Consider the following 17,307-nt stretch of genomic DNA (forward strand, 5'->3'; position numbering starts at 1 on the left):
CCCGGGGGTGCTGGCACGTCGCCACGGGGGAGCGGCCGCCCTGCTGAGCGCGTGCGGCGTCGGGCCGTGGTCCCCACAATCGGGAGGGTGCGCCTCGCGACGTTCAACATCCTGCACGGGCGGTCGCTCGTCGACGACCGCGTCGACGTCGACCGCTTCGCCGGTGCCGTCCGGGCCCTCGACGCGGACGTCCTCGCGCTCCAGGAGGTGGACCGGGACCAGCCCCGCTCGCACCGCGCCGACCTCACCGCGGTCGCGGCCGAGGCGGCGGGCGCCGTGGACCACCGGTTCGTCGCGACGCTCGTCGGCGAGCCGGGCGTGTGGACCGCGCCGACGGGGGAGCACCAGCCGGGCCGCGCCGCCTACGGGATCGCCGTCGTGAGCCGATATCCGGTCACCGCGTGGCGCACCGTCCTGCTGCCCGCGCCGCGCACGCGCGTGCCCGTGCGCTTCCCCGGGCGCCGGCTGCCGACGCTCGTGCGCGACGAGCCGCGCGCGGCGCTCGTCGCGCGCGTCGAGGCGCCGGGCGGGCCGGTGACGGTCGTGTGCACGCACCTGACCTTCGTGCCGGGGCGCAACCTCACGCAGCTCGTGCGGCTCACCCGGGAGCTCGCCGCCGACGTGCTCGACGGCGAGCCCGTCGTCCTGCTCGGCGACCTCAACATCGAGGCGCCCCAGGCGGCGCGCACGAGCGGGTGGCGCCCGCTCGCCTCCGCGCCGACGTTCCCCGTCGGCGAGCCCGCGCGCCAGCTCGACCACGTGCTCGCCCACGGCCCGGTCCGGGCGACGGCGCCCGCTGTCGCGGTCGACACGGGGCTGTCGGACCACCGGGCGCTCGTCGTGCCCGTCGCGCTCGGCGGGGAGCGGCACGCGTCCCCGACGCGCGCGCACGCGGCGGACGAGGACCACGCGCCGCCCACCGCGGGTGCGGGAGAGCCGCGACGGCGGGCCGGCCGGGCCGCCGAGGGCTGACCGCGAGGCCGTTCGTGAGCCCGGTCACACGGCCGTGAGGGGCTGGTTCCGGGCGGGCGACATAGATTAGCCTCACCTTTGTGAGTGGAACCTCAGCTGCCTCGGTCGCGCCGGGCCTGCCCGGCGCCCCGGCGCTCGCGGGTCACGACCTGCGGCTGTCCTACGACGCCCGCACCGTGGTCCACGGCGCCGCGCTCGAGCTCGCCCCGGGGGCCGTCACGGCCCTCATCGGGCCCAACGGCTCGGGCAAGTCGACCCTCCTGCGCTCGCTCGCGCGCCTGCACCGGCCCGACGCCGGGACCGTCGCCCTGGACGACGAGCCCGACGCGCTCGCGCTCCACGCCAAGGACTTCGCGCGGCGCGTGACGCTCCTGTCGCAGAGCCGGCCCACGCCGTCGGGCGTGAGCGTGCGCGACGTCGTTGCCTACGGACGCCACCCCTACCGTGGCCGGTTCCGCTCGAACGACCCCGACGGCCCGCGCGCGATCGCGCACGCCATGGACGTCACCGGCATCACCGCGATGGCCGACCGCGGCGTCGACGAGCTCTCCGGCGGCGAGCTGCAGCGCGTGTGGCTCGCGACGTGCCTCGCGCAGGACACGAAGGTGCTCCTGCTCGACGAGCCGACGACGTACCTCGACCTGCGCTACCAGGTCGAGCTGCTCGACCTGGTCCGCGACCTGGCGAGCGAGCACGGCGTGGCCGTCGGCGTCGTCCTGCACGACCTCAACCAGGCCGCCGCGGTGGCCGACCACGTCGTCCTGCTCCACGGCGGCGTCGTGCGCGCCACGGGCCGGGCCGAGGACGTGCTCACGACCGAGCTCCTCACCGAGGTCTACGGCATCCACGTCGACGTCTACACGCACCCCCTCACGGGGCGCACGTGCTGCGAGCCGCTCGGTCGGCACGCGGCCCGGCTGGACGCGGCCGTCCTCGTCTGACCGCGGCGTCCGGCCGCCCGACGCGGCATCTCGCCGCACCTCTTCTTCGCACCCCTCCGCACCGACCCCGAAGGACACCCATGCGCTCGACCACCCGTTCCCTCGCCGCGGGCGCCGTCGCGCTCGCGACCGCGCTCGCGCTCACCGCGTGCGGCACGACCGAGGAGCCCGCGAACGACGGCACGTCCGACGGCGCGACGACCGACGCCGCGTCCGGCCCCGTCACCGTCACCGACGAGCGCGGCGAGGTCACCCTCGACGCCCCGGCCACCGACATCGTCTCGCTCGAGTGGGGCCTCACGGAGAACCTCGTGGCGCTGGGCGTCGAGCCCGTCGGCCAGGCGGACGTCGAGGGCTACAACACGTGGGACACCGTCGCGCCGATCGACGCGAGCACGCCCGACGTCGGCACGCGCGGCGAGCCCAGCCTCGACGCGATCTCGGCGCTCGAGCCGGACCTCGTGGTGACGACCACGGACCTGCCGGAGAACGTCATCGCGCAGATCGAGGAGGTCGCGCCGGTGCTCGCGCTGCGCGGCTCCGACGGCGAGGACCCCATCGGCTACATGCGCTCCACGGTCGAGACGCTCGGCACCGTGACGGGCCGCGAGGACGAGGCGGCCGCCGCGCTCGAGGAGTACGACGCGAAGATCGCCGAGGCCACCACCGCGCTCGACGAGGCGGGCCTCGCCGGGGCCGAGTTCACGATGGCCGACGGCTGGGTGACGAACGGCGCCGTCTCGATCCGCATGTACACGCCGGGCTCGTTCTTCGGCGCCATCGGCGAGGAGATCGGCCTCGTCAACGCGTGGACCGAGGGCGGCGACCCCGACTACGGCCTCGCGCAGACCGACGTCGAGGGCCTCACCCAGCTCGGCGACGTGCAGTTCCTCTACGTCGCGAGCGACTCCGAGGCGAACCCGTTCGAGGAGGGCCTCGCCGGCAACGCCGTGTGGGAGCAGCTCCCGTTCGTCACGGCCGGTGACGTGCACCGTCTGCCCGACGGCATCTGGATGTTCGGCGGCCCGCTGTCCGCCGCGGCCTACGCCGACGCCGTCGTCGAGGCCCTGACGGCCTGACGCGGCACCTGGGCGCGCACCCCGCCAGGACGACGAGAAGGCTGACGAGACCCACTGTGAGCAGGCGAGAGCAGCGCACCGCGCCGGAGCCGGACACCCTCCTCCTGGAGGACCCGGCTCCGGCCGTCGTCCCCGGCGCGGACGGCCCGGAGGGCGGCGTCCCTCCGGGCACCGGCACCGCCCCGGGCCCGACGGCGGCCGCCCCCCGCGCGCGGACGTCGCGCCTCGGGGTCGCGGGCGCGTTCCTCGCGGCGGTCGTCGTCGCGCTCGTGCTCGCCGCCGTGCACCTCACGCAGGGCACGGCCGACGTCGGCCCGCTCGACCTGCTGCGCCTCGCGACCGGGGGAGACGGAGTCGACCAGACGGTCGCCGTCCTCGTCGCGTCGCGCGTGCCGCGGCTCCTCGCCGGGCTGCTGCTGGGGGTCGCGCTCGGCGTCGCCGGGGCGGTGCTGCAGTCGGTCGCGCGCAACCCGCTCGCGTCGCCCGACACGCTCGCGGTCAACGCGGGCGCCTACCTCACGGTCGTCGTGGTCGCCGCGTTCGGCCTCTCCGTCCCGTTCTACCTCCAGGGCGGCCTCGCGTTCCTCGGCGGGCTCGCCGCGGCCGGGCTCGTGCTCGTCCTGGCGCGCGGCGGTGCCGACGGGCCGACCCGGCTCGTGCTCGCCGGCTCCGCCATCATGCTCGCGCTCCACTCGCTGACGACGGTCCTCCTCGTGCTGTTCGAGCAGGAGACGATGGGCCTGTTCGCGTGGGGGAGCGGCTCGATCGTCCAGTCGGGCACGCGCACGGTCACGCTGGCCACGCCCGTCGTCGTGGTCGGCGTCCTCGCCGCGCTCGTCCTCGCGCGCCGGCTCGACCTCCTCGGGCTCGGGGACGACGCCGCGACCGTCCTCGGCGTCGACGTGCGCCGCACGCGCGTCGCCTCGGTGCTCGTCGCCGTCCTGCTCGCCTCGATCGCCGTGACCGTCGCCGGGCCGGTCGGGTTCGTCGGTCTCGCAGCGCCCGTCGTGGCCCGCCTCGTCGCGCGTCGCGTGCCCGGGCTCGGGCGGCACGTGCTCCTCCTGCCCTTCGCGGCCCTCGTCGGCGTGGTCGTCGTGCTCGGCGCCGACGTCCTGCTCCGCCTCCTGCTGCCCGGGACGCTCTCGATCGCGGTGCCGACCGGCATCGTCACGACCGTCCTCGGCGCGATCCTGCTCGTGTGGCTCGCGCGCCGCCTGCGCGACTCGGGGCCCGCGTCGTCGCGCGGCGGGCACGGTGCGCTGAGCCGGCCGCGCTCGCGGCGCGCGGTCGTCGTGGTCGTGGTCGTCCTGTCGCTCGCCGTCGCCGCGGCCGCCGTCGCGGGCCTCCTGCTCGGCGACCGGGTCGTGCTGCTGGGCGACGTCGCCAACTGGTGGGCCGGCGTCGCCGGCCGGCACGTGACGTTCGTGCTCGACCAGCGCGTCCCGCGCGTGCTCGCAGCCCTCCTCGCGGGCGCCGCGCTCGCGCTCGCCGGCACGATCGTGCAGGCCGTGTGCCGCAACCCGCTCGCGGAGCCGAGCCTGCTCGGCGTGACGTCGGGCGCCGGCCTCGGTGCCGTGACGATGATCCTGCTCGTCCCCGGCGTCGGGATCTGGCCGATGTCCGCCGCCGCCGCGGTCGGGGCCTTCGCCGTGTTCGGGCTCGTCTACGGGCTCTCCTACCGGGGCGGGCTGAGCTCCGACCGGCTCGTGCTCATCGGCATCGGCGCCCAGGCCGGGGTGATGGCGATCATCACGCTGCTCGTCGTCGTCGTCGCGCCGTGGGACGTGAACCTCGCGCTCACGTGGCTGTCGGGCTCCACGTACGGGCGCACGCTCGAGCAGCTGATCCCCGTCGCGCTCGCGCTGCTCGTGCTCACCCCGCTCACCGCGGTGTTCCGGCGCGACCTCGACGTCGTGGCGCTCGACGACGACACGCCGCGCGTCCTCGGCGTCGCGCTCGACCGCACGCGGCTGCTCCTGCTCGGCGTCGCCGCGCTGCTCACCGCCGCGGCCGTGTGCGCCATCGGGGCGCTCGCGTTCGTCGGCCTCGTCGCGCCGCACGCCGCCCGCGCGCTCGTCGGGTCGCGGCACTCCCGGGTCGTGCCCGTCGCGATGCTGCTCGGGGCCCTCCTCGTGTCCGTCGCGGACACGCTCGGCCGCATCGTCATCGCGCCCGGGCAGATCCCCGCGGGTCTCGGCACCGCGCTGCTGGGCGCGCCGTACTTCGTCTACCTGCTCTGGCGCAGCCGCGGCCGCGGAGCGTGACGTGTCTCACCCCGCCGGGCGCAGGTCCGCGTCCCGGACCGGTTGACCCCGCCGTGGGCGCGTAGGTTAGCCTCACCTGTGTGAGCCAGACCGTCGTCGCACCCCGCACCCGCGCTCGTCGTCCCGTCGCCCGTGCGACCGCCCCCTGGCGCTTCTTCGACGTCGAGGTGGCGCGGGTCGAGCAGCTCTCGCCGAGCTTCCGTCGCTTCACCTTCACCGGCCCGGAGCTCGACCTCTTCGGCGACCCGGGTCTCGACGTCCGGATCAAGTTCGTGCTCCCCGCGCCTGACGGCGGCTACGCGCACCTCGTGCGCGACGCCGAGTCCTGGTACGCCGCGTGGCGCGACCAGCCCGAGGAGCGCCGCAACCCGCTGCGCACCTACACGACCGTCGCGGTGCGCCCCGAGGCGCGCGAGGTCGACGTCGACGTCGTGCTGCACGGCGACGCCGGCCCCGCGTCGCGCTGGGCGCTCGCCGCCGAGGTCGGCACGCCGCTCGTCCTGCTCGGCCCCGACGCCACGTTCGACGGCCCGGCCGGCGGCATCGAGTTCCGCCCGCCCACCCGCCCGCACGCGCTCCTGCTCGCGGGCGACGAGACCGCGCTGCCCGCCCTCGCGGCGATCTGCGAGGACCTGCCCGCCGACGCGTGGGGCGAGGTCTACGTCGAGGTCCCGCACGTGGGCGACGCGCGCGACCTCGTGACCCCGCCCGGGGTGCGCGTGACGTTCCTCGCGCGCGACGACGTCCCCGGCGGGCCCCACGACGCCCACGGCGCGCGCCTCGTGCCGGCCGTCAAGGAGGCCGCCGCGCGCATGCTCGGTGCGGGCGTCCTCGGGACGGACCCGCCCGTCCAGTGCCGCACCGCGGAGGACCTCGAGGACGTCGACGTCGACGCGTCGATCCTCTGGGAGGTCCCGGGGCTCCTCGACGAGGAGACCGTCCTCTACGCGTGGCTCGCGGGCGAGGCGAGCGCCATCAAGACGCTGCGCCGCCACCTCGTGGCCGACCTCGGCGTCGACCGCCGCGCCGTCGCGTTCATGGGCTACTGGCGCGAGGGCCGCGCCGAGAGTTGAGGCGTTCCCGGGATCCTGTCGAGGGTCCCGTCGAGACACGAGAAGTGGCCCCCACCGAGCACGGTAGGGGGCCACTTCTCGCATCTCGGCTGTGCGGCGCCGCACAGACGCTGCGCGGTCGACGTCGGTACCCAGAGCGTCGGCACCGAGCGCACCGGCACGACGTCCGGCAACGAGAAAGGGAGGCTCGACCGGCCTCCCTTTCCAAGGTATAGCGCACCGGGGGTCTTGCGGCAAGGCCCCCTCGGGGGCGCAGAATCTCCGCTCGTGCGCGGGTCGTCGTGGCCCGTGCGTCCCTCCGCAGGACCCGGACCGGAGCTGATGACGTTGCCCGACGCCCCCGTGACCGCCACCACCGACCCGTCCCGCCGCCCGTCGACCCGCCCGACCGCGGACCAGGACCCACGGCCCGCGCCGTTCTTCGACCTGCCCGCGCGGCTGGCCGCGAAGGCCGACCCGTCGCTCGTCGACCCCGACGAGCGCCACTTCGCGGCGATCGCCGCGAGCCTCGAGCACTCCGTGACGGACCTCGCGCAGCGTCTCGACGCGGCCCGGCGCGCGCCGGGCGGGAGCGGCACCGAGGCGCTCGAGCGCGACCAGGAGATCCACCGCCTCAGCAGCCGGTTGCGGCTGCTCCAGCGCTACGGCGTCGACCTGTGCCTGGGTCGCATGACCTTCACCGACGGCTCCGCCCCGGTGTACGTGGGCCGCGTGGGCCTCACCGACCCGGCGGGGGAGCGCCTGCTGGTCGACTGGCGCTCGCGCGCCGCCGAGCCGTACTTCGCGGCCACGCCCGCGCAGCCGCTCGGCCTCGCGGCGCGGCGCCGGTACCGGTGGGCGCGCGGGCGCGTCACCGACTACTGGGACGAGGAGCTCGTGCCCGACGGCGCCGGGTCGAGCGCGGCGCTCGACGACCAGTCGGCGTTCGTCGCGAGCCTGGGCGCGAGCAGGTCGCCGCGGATGCGCGACGTGCTCGGCACGATCCAGGCCGACCAGGACGCGATCGTGCGCGCGGGCTCGCGCGGCGCGCTCGTCGTCGACGGCGGCCCCGGCACGGGCAAGACGGTCGTGGCGCTGCACCGCGCGGCCTACCTGCTGTACGCCGACCCGCACGTGGGCGGCGGGCACGGTGGTGGGCATGGTGGCGGGAGCGGTGGTGGGCGCGGCGGCGTGCTCGTCGTCGGGCCCAGCCGTCCGTACCTCGCGTACGTGGCCGACGTGCTGCCCAGCCTCGGCGAGGAGGGCGTGCAGACCTGCACGCTGCGCGACCTCGTCCCCGAGGGCGCGACGGCGCGCGCCGAGACCGACCCCGAGGTGGCGCGACTCAAGGCGTCCGCCGCGCTCGTCGCCGCGATCGAGCCCGCCGTACGGTTCTCCGAACGCCCGCTCGCCGAGGGCAGGGAGGTCGAGACGCCGTGGGCCGACGTCTGGCTCTCCCCGGCCGACTGGGCCGAGGCGTTCGAGTCCGTCGATCCGGGCACCCCGCACAACGAGGCGCGCGACGACGTCTGGGCCGCGCTCGTCGAGATCCTCGTGGACAAGGCCTGCGGGGGAGCCGCGGAGGACGGTGTGGACGTCGAGGCCGACGACGTGCGCCGTGCCCTGCGCGGCCACCGCGCGCTCGGTGCCGCGTTCGACCGCGCGTGGCCGCTCGTCGAGCCGACGGACCTCGTGGCCGACCTGTGGTCCGTGCCCGCCTACCTGCGGCTGTGCGCGCCGTCGCTCACGCCCGAGCAGGTGCGCGCGCTCCAGCGCCCGGACGCGCACGCGTGGACGACGGCGGACCTCCCGCTGCTCGACGCCGCGCGCCGTCGGCTCGGCGACCCGGAGGCGTCGCGCCGCCGCCGCCGCAACGAGGCCGCCGTGGCGGCGGAGCGCGCGCGCATGGACGACGTCGTCGACCACCTCGTGGCGACCGACGACAGCGAGCTCGGGGTCATGCAGATGCTCCGCGGCGAGGACCTGCGCGACGCGCTGGTGGACGACGGCGCGCTCGCCGTCGCGACGCCCGACCGCCTCGCAGGTCCGTTCGCGCACGTCGTCGTCGACGAGGCGCAGGAGCTCAGCGACGCCGAGTGGCAGATGGTCCTCAGCCGCTGCCCGTCGCGCAGCGTCACGGTCGTCGGGGACCGGGCCCAGGCGCGCCACGGCTTCCCGGAGGGGTGGCGTGAGCGGCTCGCGCGCGTGGGCTTCGCCCGCGTCGAGGAGGCGTCGCTGAGCGTCAACTACCGCACGCCGCGGGAGATCATGGCCGAGGCGGAGCCCGTCGTCCGGGCCGCGATCCCGGACGCGAACGTCCCGACGTCGGTGCGCAGCACGGGCGTGCCCGTCGCCCACGGGGCGGTCGCGGACCTCGACGCGGTCCTCGGCGCGTGGCTCGCCGAGCACGCGGACGGCACGGTGTGCGTCATCGCCGCCACCGAGTCGTCCGGGCCGTCCGGCGAGGAGTCGGACGGCAGGGTCGGTGGCGTCGGTGGCGAGGGCGAGGGGGCCGCGCGGGTGCGGTGGCTCACGCCCGAGACGGCGAAGGGCCTCGAGTTCGACCTCGTGGTGCTCGTCGAGCCGCAGGCGTTCGGCGACGGCGTCGAGGGCGCGGTCGACCGCTACGTCGCGATGACGCGCGCGACGCAGCGGCTCGTCGTCCTGGATCGCTGAGCACCGGGCGTCGAGCACGACCTGGCGGTCGTCAGGCCGCCCGTGGCGACCGCCAGGTCGTGCTCGGCAGGGGGACGGGTCAGGCGACCGGGACGGCCAGGTCCTCGACGACCTCGACACCGGGCAGGCGGCCCAGCAGGTCGCCGGGGAGCAGCAGCTTCGAGCGCCGCACGCCGCTGCCGATCAGCGCGAGCGCGCCGTCGGTCACGACGCGGGAGTCGACGAGCACGCGCCACCCCTCGGGCAGCCCGACGGGCGTGATGCCGCCGTACTCCATCCCGGACTCGGCCGTCGCGCGGTCGGTCGGCAGGAACGACGCCTTGCGCACGTCGAGCAGCTTGCGGACGCGCGTGTTGACGTCGGCGCGCGTGTGCGCCCGCACGACGGCGGCGGCGACGCGCTCGTCGCCCGCCCGCGTGCCGCCCACGACGACGCAGTTCGCCGAGGCCTCGACGGGCAGGTCGAACGCGGTGTTGAGCGTCGCGGTGTCGGCGAGGTCGGGGTCGATCTCCGTCACGGCGACGAGCGTCGCGACGTCCGGGTCGGCGTCGGCCCACCGGCGCAGCGCGTCGGCGGTCACGGGGGCGACGAGGTCGAGGTGGTCGAGCGCCGGCTCCCAGGTGAGCGAGCCGAGCGTGGGCAGGGTCGTGCGGGCGTCCATGGCGTCAGCCTGCCACCCCGGCGGGCCGCCGCGCGGGAGAGGCCGGATGCCGAACACGCCCCCGGAGCCCCTCGAGCCCGCCGAGCATGCGGTCGCAGCCCGTGCCGCCCGCCGGACGGGCGACAGCCGCATGGTCGGCGGGGGAGGAGGGTCAGGTAGAGGTCGAGGGTTTCGGGCAAGTCTCCAGTGGGAGTCGAAGGTTGGGGTGGGCATCTCGGACGAAGCAGGCGCCTCCGACCTGCGGAGTTGACACCTCGGAGCGGCGGTCGTTCACTGGAAGTGTTCGAACGTTTGTTCGAACGCCCAGCGGGTGCAGCACACCGCCCGCAGCAGTCGACGCGCGGTGCGCGTCCCGTCCGAGCACCACCCCGGGAGGCGAGATGACCCTTCTCGCCGACCCCGCCGAACGGGCGGGGACACCAGGCCCGACGGCTGCGGCCGTCGACAAGGCCGAGCGCGCCCGTGCCGTCCTGCGCCGTGCGGAGGAGCGTACGGGCGTCCGCCGACACCGTCCCGTCGTCGCCCCCGCGGCCCCGGAACCGCTCACCGCCCCGGCGGCACCGGCCGTCGTCCCACGCACCGAGACCGCCCCGCGTGCCGGCACCGTCCCGCGCGCCGGCACCGCACTCCTCGCCGAGGTCGCCCCGCTCGCGGACGCCGCCGCCTCGCCGGTCGTGCGGCCCGCCCCCGCGCCGCCCGACCCTCCGGCGCGCGCCCGCACCCGCCACGTCCGGACCTCGGGCGCGAGCCGGGACGCGGGCACGGACGAGCGGGTATGGCCGGTGCACGACGCGCTCGCGCCGCTCCTCCCGCTCGGCGCTCTCCAGCGCGGCACCGTGCTGGCGGTGCGCGGCTCGACGAGCCTCCTGCTCGCGCTCGTCGCGCGGCCGTCGCGGGCCGGGGCGTGGACCGCCGCCGTCGGGTTCCCCGCCGTCGGGCTGCTCGCGGCCGCCGACGCCGGCGCCGACCTCGACCGCGTCGTTCTCGTCCCGCGGCCCGGCCCGGACGCGGCGCTCGCGATCTCGGCGCTCGTCGACGGCCTGGACGTCGTGGTCGTCGGGCCCGACGCCGCCCTCACCGACCCCGACCGACGGCGCCTGGCCGCGCGGGCGCGCGAGCGCGGGGCGCTGCTCGTCGCCGCGGGGACGTGGCCGGGCGCGCACGTCGCGCTCACCGTGACGGGTGGCGGCTGGTCCGGGGCGGACCGCGGCGCGGGCTGGCTGCGCCGTCGCACCCTCGTCGTCGAGCGCGCGGGCCGCGGGGGAGCCGCGCGCCCCGCGCGCCTCGAGGTCGAGCTCCCGCTCGTCCACGAGGACTGGCCCGCGTTCCTCGCCGAGGACGCCCGCGGCACCCGGCCCGCGGCCGGGACCGGCGCCACCGTGGCCGGGGCCGCCGTGACCGCCCACGAGACCGCCCGGGCCGACGACCCCGACCGGCCCTCCCGGCTCCGGCTCGTCGGATGACCACGAGCCCGACCCGCACTGCGGCCCTGTGGGTGCCGGACTGGCCGGTGCTCGCGGCGATGGCGGCGCGCGACGTCCCCGCGCACGTCCCCGCCGCGACGCACGACGGCCGCCGCGTCGTCGCCGTCTCCGCGACCGCGCGCGCCCACGGCGTGCGCCGGGGCATGCGCCGCCGTCGGGCCCGCGAGTGCTGCCCCGAGCTCGAGCTGCTCGACGTCGACGACGCGCGCGACGCCCGCGAGTTCGAGCCCGTCGCGCTCGCGGCCGAGACCGTCGTCGCGGGGCTGGAGATCACCCGGCCCGGCCTGCTGCTCCTGCCCGCCGCCGGGGCGAGCCGGTACCACGGGTCAGACGCCGCGCTCGCGGAGGCGCTCGTCGCGCGCGTCGCCGAGCGCACCGGGCACGAGAGCCAGGTGGGCGTCGCCGACGGCATCCTCGGCGCCGTGCTCGCCGCGCGGGACGCCGCCGTCGTCCCGCCCGGCCGCTCCGCCGCGTTCCTCGCGCCGCGGCCCGCGCGCGACCTCGTGCACGTCACCGCCCGGCCGGACGCCGCCGTCGCGGTCGACGAGCTCGTGGACCTCCTGGGCCGGCTCGGCGTGCGCACCCTCGGGGCGCTCGCGGCCCTGCCGCCCGCGACCGTCGAGGGGCGCTTCGGCGACCTCGGCGCGTGGGCGCACCGGCTCGCGCGCGGCGAGGACCTGCGTCCGCCCGCGCGGCGCCGCGTCGAGCCCGACGTCGCGGTGAGCGCCGAGCTCGACCCGCCCGCCGAGCGCGTCGACGTCGCGACCTTCGCCGCGCGTCGGCTCTCCGAGGACCTGCACGACCAGCTCGTCGCGCGCTCGCTCGTCGCCGGGCGCCTGCGCATCACGGCGCGGACCGTCGAGGGCGACGACCTCGAGCGCACCTGGCGGCTCGACGGGCCGGGCGCGATGAGCCCGGCGCGCCTCACGGACAAGGTCCGGTGGCAGCTCGAGGGCTGGCTCACCACCACGTCCGTCCGCGCCGGGCGCGCGGCCCGGGCCGCGCGCGGGGGCGGTCGCGGAGGAGAGCGGGGTGGCTCGCCCGGCGGGGCCGACGTCGTCCCGGGCGTCGCGCCGCTGGCCCGCCTGTCCCTCACGGCCGAGGAGGTCGTGCCCGCGGGGGCGGAGCAGCCGCGCCTGTGGGGCGCGTCGAGCGGCGAGGACGCGCGGGCCCACCGCGCGCTCGGGCGCGTGCAGGGCATCCTCGGCGGCGACGCCGTCCTGCGCGTCCAGGTCCAGGGCGGCCGCGACGCGACCGACCGCGTGCACCTCGTGCCGTTCGGGGAGGACGTCGTGCGCCCGCGCGACCCGGCCCTGCCGTGGCCCGGCGCGCTGCCGAGCCCGGCCCCCGCGCTCGTGCCCGTCGAGCCGCAGGACGTCGTCGTGCTCGACGACGCCGGGCGGCCCGTCGTCGTCGACGCGCGCCTCGCGATGAGCGGCGAGCCCGCGGCCGTGCGGTGGCCGGCCCCCGCGCCGGAGGAGGGCCCGCGCCGTGCGGTGCCGCCCCGGGACGAGACGGCGCTGCCCGGGCCCGGGTCCGCGCGCGCCGTCGTGGACTGGGCCGGGCCGTGGCCGCTCGCCGAGCGCTGGTGGACGCCCGCGCCCCGGCGCCGCGTGCACGTGCAGGTCCTGCTCGACGACGGCCGCGGCCTGCTCCTCGCGAGCGCGCGCGGGCGGTGGACCGTGGAGGGCCTGTATGACTGACCGGACCACCGGCCCGCGCTACGCCGAGCTCCACGCGCACTCCGCGTTCAGCTTCCTCGACGGCGCGTCCCACCCCGAGGAGCTCGCCGCCGAGGGCGCGCGGCTCGGGCTGTCGGCGCTCGCCGTCACCGACCACGACGGCCTGTACGGCGTCGTGCGCTTCGCCGAGGCCGCGCGCAAGGTCAATCTCCCCACCGTCTTCGGGTCCGAGCTGCACCTGCCCGCGCCGACCACGACCGGCGCGCCCGTGCTCGACCCGCCCACCGGCGTCCCCGACCCGCGCTCGAGCCACCTGCTCGTGCTCGCGCGCGGCACGCAGGGCTACCGCAACCTGTCGCGCGCGATCGCGACCGCGCACCTCGCGACGGGCACCAAGGGCGCCGCCGACTACCGCCTCGAGCAGCTCGCGGCGGAGGCCGCCGGGCAGTGGCTCGTGCTCACCGGGTGCCGCAAGGGCGCGGTGCGGCGCGCGCTCGTCACGTCCGGGCGCGCCGCGGCCCGCCGCGAGCTCGACCGTCTCGTCGCCCTCTTCGGCGCCGACAACGTGGCCGTCGAGATCACCACGACCGACGACCCGCGCGACGCCGACCTCCACGCGGCGCTCGCCGACCTCGCCGCCGACGCCCGGCTGCCGCTCGTCGCGACGACCGCCGCGCACTACGCCCACCCGCGCGACGCCGACCTCGCGGGGGCGCTCGCGGCCGTGCGCGCGCGCTCGTCGCTCGACGACCTCGACGGCTGGCTGCCCGGTGCCCCGACGACCCACCTGCGCTCCGCTGCGGAGATGCTCGCGCGCCACCCCCGGCACCCGCAGGCCGTCGCGACCGCGGCCGCGCTGGGGGACGAGTGCGCGTTCGACCTGCACCTCGTCGCGCCCGACCTGCCGCCCTACCCGGTGCCGGACGGGCACACCGAGGCGACCTGGCTGCGCGAGCTCGTGCGGCGCGGCGGCGAGGACCGGTACGGGCCGCGCGGCCAGGAGAAGATCACGGGCGCGTGGGCGCAGATCGACCACGAGCTGCGCGTCATCGAGGACCTGCACTTCCCGGGGTACTTCCTCGTGGTCTACGACCTCGTCGAGTTCTGCCGCAGGAACGGGATCCTCGCCCAGGGCCGCGGGTCGGCCGCGAACTCCGCGGTCTGCTACGCGCTCGGCATCACGGCCGTCGACGCGGTGAAGCACGGCCTGCTGTTCGAGCGCTTCCTCGCGCCCGAGCGCGACGGCCCGCCGGACATCGACATCGACATCGAGTCGGCGCGGCGCGAGGAGGTCATCCAGCACGTCTACGCGACGTTCGGGCGCACGCACGCCGCGCAGGTCGCGAACGTCATCTCCTACCGGCCGAAGTCGGCGGTGCGCGACGCGGCCCGGGCGCTGGGGTACGACGTCGGGCAGGCCGACGCGTGGAGCAAGTCGATCGAGCGGTGGGGGTCGCTGCGCGGTCCCGACCCGTCGTCGCCCGCGGCGGACCGGGCGGCGAAGGAGCGGTCGATCGCGGCGAAGACCCCGGGGCCTGCCGGCCCGGCCGCGCCGCGGGTCACGACGCGCACCGCCCGGAAGGACGCCGCGACGTCGCGCCTGTGGGGGAGCCGGGACTGGTCGCCCGACCTCACCGGCCGGGGCGCGCGCGTCGTCGACCCGCTCGCGGTGGACGAGGGCGACGTCCTGCGCGCGGACGACACGCACGACGTCGTGCCCGCGCACCGGCCGCCGTCGGCCGCGCAGGAGGGCGAGATCCCGGACGCGGTGCTCGACCTCGCCGACCGGATGCTGCGCCTCCCGCGGCACCTGGGCATCCACTCGGGCGGGATGGTCATGTGCGACCGCCCCGTCATCGAGGTGTGCCCCGTCGAGTGGGCGCGCATGGAGGGCCGCACCGTCCTGCAGTGGGACAAGGAGGACTGCGCGGACGCGGGGCTCGTGAAGTTCGACCTCCTCGGCCTCGGGATGCTCACGGCGCTGCGCATCGGGTTCGACCTCGTGGAACGGCACGAGGGCGGCCCGCGCCTCGCGCTGCACACGCTGCCCGAGGACGACCCGGCGGTGTACGACCTGCTGTGCGCTGCCGACACCGTCGGCGTGTTCCAGGTCGAGTCGCGCGCGCAGATGGCGACGCTCCCGCGCCTGCGGCCCCGGACGTTCTACGACATCGTCATCGAGGTCGCGCTCATCCGCCCGGGTCCCATCCAGGGCGGCTCCGTGCACCCGTACATCAACCGGGCGCGGGGCCGGGAGGAGGTGACGTTCCTGCACCCGCTGCTGGAGAAGTCGCTCGGCAAGACGAAGGGCGTGCCGCTGTTCCAGGAGCAGCTCATGCAGATGGCGATCGACGTCGCGGGCTTCTCCCCGAAGGAGTCCGACCAGCTCCGGCGCGCGATGGGGTCCAAGCGGTCGGTCGAGCGCATGGAGGAGCTGCGGGGGCGGCTCATGGACGGGATGCGCGAGAAGGGCGTCACCGACCCGGCCGTGCGCGAGGAGATCTACGACAAGCTCAAGGCGTTCGCCGACTTCGGGTTCCCCGAGTCGCACGCGTACTCGTTCGCTTTCCTCGTCTACGCGAGCTCGTGGCTCAAGGTGCACCACCCCGCCGCGTTCTACGCGGGGCTGCTCGCGGCGCAGCCCATGGGGTTCTACTCGCCGCAGTCTCTCGTGGCGGACGCGCGCCGCCACGGCGTCACCGTGCTGCGCCCCGACGTCAACGCGTCCGACGTCGAGGCGACGGTCGAGCGGCTGCCCGCCGACCATGCGGGTGCCGACCATCAGGACGTCCGGACGGGCAGCGACCGCATGCTCGGCGGGGAGGTGCGGGTCGACCCGGACTACGGGCCGGAGCCCGATCTCGGGCTCGCGGTGCGGCTCGGGCTCGCGAGCGTGCGCGGGCTCGGGAAGGACGCGGCCGAGCGCGTCGTCGCGGCGCGCGGGGCACCGGGGGAGGGGCGGGCCTTCAGCGACCTGCGCGACCTCGTGCGGCGCGTCGACCTCACGACCGCCCAGCTCGAGGGGCTCGCGACCGCCGGCGCGAGCGACGGCCTCGGCGTGACGCGACGCGAGGCGCTGTGGGCGGCCGGCGCGCTCGCGCAGGAGGGTCCGGGGACGCTGCCGGGCGTGAGCGTCGGCGTCGAGGCGCCGGCGCTTCCCGGCATGACCGACGTCGAGACCGCCGTCGCCGACGTCTGGGCCACGGGCGTGTCGACCGACTCCTACCCGACGCAGTACGTCCGCGACGGACTCACCGCGGCCGGGGTGCTCACCGTCGTCGGCGCCGTGGCGGTGTCGCGCGAGATCGAGCAGGTCGACGAGGCGGAGCGCGCGGCGGGCGAGGTGCCGGGCACGCGCCCGCACCCGTCGTCGCGCGTCGCCGTGGGCGGCGTCGTCACGCACCGGCAACGGCCCGGGACCGCCGGAGGCGTGACGTTCCTGTCGCTCGAGGACGAGACGGGCATCCTCAACGTCGTGTGCTCGCCCGGGCTGTGGCAGCGGTTCCGGAAGGTCGCGCGCGGGTCCGCGGCGCTCGTCGTGCGCGGGCGGCTCGAGCGGGCCGACGGCGCCACGAACCTCGTCGCGGAGCACCTCGCGCCGCTCTCGCTCCAGGTCGGCACGACCTCGCGCGACTTCCGCTGACGCGGGAGGCGGGGACCGCGGCGCCCCGCACGGCGTGGTAGGAACGGACCGGGTGCCGCGCGTCCGACGACGCCCCGGGCCCGGACCGTCTCGCCGACGAGAGGAAACCCGTGATGCCGCCCCGTCTCACCGCCCGCACGATGCTCTGGACCGGGCTCGGCCTGACCGTCGGGAGTGCGCTCGTCCAGAACGTCGGCCTCATGAACCTCGCCTACCCGTTCGCGGGCACCTGGTTCGTGGGCGTACTGCTCACCGTGCTGCAGGTCGCGTTCACCGGGGGCGTCGTGCTCGCCGCGGGATCGTTCGTCGTGCGGGCGCTCCAGCCCGACGACGTCGCTTCCCCCGGGCGGTCGCCCGCCGCGTCGCCGTGGGAGGACCGGGACAACCGGCTGTCCTGACCCGGGCGCTCGCAGCCGGTCGGTGGGCGCGGTCGGCGCGGTCGGCGCGGCCTACGGGCCGACCGGCACCGCGACGCACACCTCGAACGTGTCCCGCGCGCGGCGCAGCAGGTACCGCACCTCCTGCGCCTCCTGCTCGTTCGCGTACTCGTCGCGGTAGCTCCAGCGCGCGTGCGCCCAGACGAGCGCGTCGCCGACCTCCTCGACCCCGACGAGGTGCGCGACCACGCCGACGAGCCCGCGCTCGCGGAACCCCTGGGTCAGCTCGGCCGTCGACGCGCGGACGTCCTCGGGGTCGCCGAGGAGCACCGAGCCCGTCGTGCCGACGACGAGCGCCGGGAAGGCGTAGCTCTCGCCGATCGTGTCGAGGTCGCCCGTCGAGAGCGCGACGCCGTAGGTCGTGAGGAACGTGCGGACGTCGTCGGCGTCGAAGGACTCGGTGGAGGGCTCCATGG

At 76.9% G+C, this 17,307-nt stretch carries 12 protein-coding genes; 10 read left to right on the forward strand and 2 right to left on the reverse strand.

Translation table 11 applies throughout. The features are described from left to right. The first annotated feature begins 87 nt into the window (after positions 1-87). The 6 genes from GWJ10_RS10635 to helR all read left to right on the forward strand — a co-directional run bounded on the left by GWJ10_RS10635 (position 88) and on the right by helR (position 8,984). A complete protein-coding gene (locus GWJ10_RS10635) occupies positions 88-972 on the forward strand; it encodes an endonuclease/exonuclease/phosphatase family protein (RefSeq protein ID WP_163187364.1) in 885 nt (294 codons plus the stop codon). Positions 973-1,088: 116 nt separating this feature from the next. Next, complete coding sequence (locus GWJ10_RS10640) at positions 1,089-1,913, forward strand: ABC transporter ATP-binding protein (protein ID WP_163187656.1); 825 nt, start codon at positions 1,089-1,091, stop codon at positions 1,911-1,913. Positions 1,914-1,993: 80 nt separating this feature from the next. After that, entirely contained in the window at positions 1,994-2,992 is a 999-nt protein-coding gene (locus GWJ10_RS10645) for an iron-siderophore ABC transporter substrate-binding protein (RefSeq protein WP_108049087.1), read from the forward strand. Positions 2,993-3,048: 56 nt separating this feature from the next. Further along, positions 3,049-5,256 (forward strand): iron ABC transporter permease, encoded by a 2,208-nt coding sequence (locus tag GWJ10_RS10650; protein ID WP_241005754.1) that lies wholly within the window; start codon positions 3,049-3,051, stop codon positions 5,254-5,256. An 80-nt stretch (positions 5,257-5,336) separates the two neighbouring features. Beyond that, positions 5,337-6,329, forward strand: coding sequence for a siderophore-interacting protein (locus tag GWJ10_RS10655; RefSeq protein ID WP_163187366.1), 993 nt, complete (start codon positions 5,337-5,339; stop codon positions 6,327-6,329). 426 nt (positions 6,330-6,755) lie between these two features. Next, positions 6,756-8,984 carry an RNA polymerase recycling motor ATPase HelR gene (gene helR / locus GWJ10_RS10660; RefSeq protein ID WP_163187660.1) on the forward strand — a complete coding sequence of 743 codons (2,229 nt, stop codon included), beginning with the start codon at positions 6,756-6,758 and terminating at the stop codon, positions 8,982-8,984. Between the two features lie 79 nt (positions 8,985-9,063). Here the strand turns inward: helR and GWJ10_RS10665 are convergent, their stop codons facing one another. Further along, positions 9,064-9,645 (reverse strand): YbaK/EbsC family protein, encoded by a 582-nt coding sequence (locus GWJ10_RS10665; RefSeq protein ID WP_061267380.1) that lies wholly within the window; start codon positions 9,643-9,645, stop codon positions 9,064-9,066. A 380-nt stretch (positions 9,646-10,025) separates the two neighbouring features. Here GWJ10_RS10665 and GWJ10_RS10670 point away from each other — a divergent pair, with 380 nt between their 5' ends. The 4 genes from GWJ10_RS10670 (at position 10,026) to GWJ10_RS10685 (ending at position 16,852) form a co-directional block, all read left to right on the forward strand. Next, positions 10,026-11,108 (forward strand): hypothetical protein, encoded by a 1,083-nt coding sequence (locus tag GWJ10_RS10670; protein ID WP_163187368.1) that lies wholly within the window; start codon positions 10,026-10,028, stop codon positions 11,106-11,108. Further along, positions 11,105-12,832 (forward strand): DNA polymerase Y family protein, encoded by a 1,728-nt coding sequence (locus GWJ10_RS10675; RefSeq protein ID WP_163187370.1) that lies wholly within the window; start codon positions 11,105-11,107, stop codon positions 12,830-12,832. The genes GWJ10_RS10670 and GWJ10_RS10675 overlap by 4 nt, the downstream gene beginning before the upstream one ends. Then, positions 12,825-16,454, forward strand: a complete 3,630-nt coding sequence (locus tag GWJ10_RS10680) for an error-prone DNA polymerase (protein ID WP_163187372.1) — start codon at positions 12,825-12,827, stop codon at positions 16,452-16,454. The genes GWJ10_RS10675 and GWJ10_RS10680 overlap by 8 nt, the downstream gene beginning before the upstream one ends. Positions 16,455-16,567: 113 nt before the next feature. Beyond that, positions 16,568-16,852, forward strand: coding sequence for a hypothetical protein (locus tag GWJ10_RS10685; RefSeq protein ID WP_163187374.1), 285 nt, complete (start codon positions 16,568-16,570; stop codon positions 16,850-16,852). 51 nt (positions 16,853-16,903) lie between these two features. Here GWJ10_RS10685 and GWJ10_RS10690 read toward each other — a convergent pair whose 3' ends face one another. Beyond that, positions 16,904-17,305: a hypothetical protein gene (locus GWJ10_RS10690; protein WP_163187376.1), complete on the reverse strand. Its 402-nt coding sequence runs from the start codon at positions 17,303-17,305 to the stop codon at positions 16,904-16,906. Positions 17,306-17,307 lie beyond the last annotated feature (2 nt).

Origin of the sequence: Cellulosimicrobium sp. SL-1 (assembly GCF_011033075.1) — a bacterium.
In the GTDB taxonomy this organism is placed as follows: domain Bacteria; phylum Actinomycetota; class Actinomycetes; order Actinomycetales; family Cellulomonadaceae; genus Cellulosimicrobium; species Cellulosimicrobium funkei.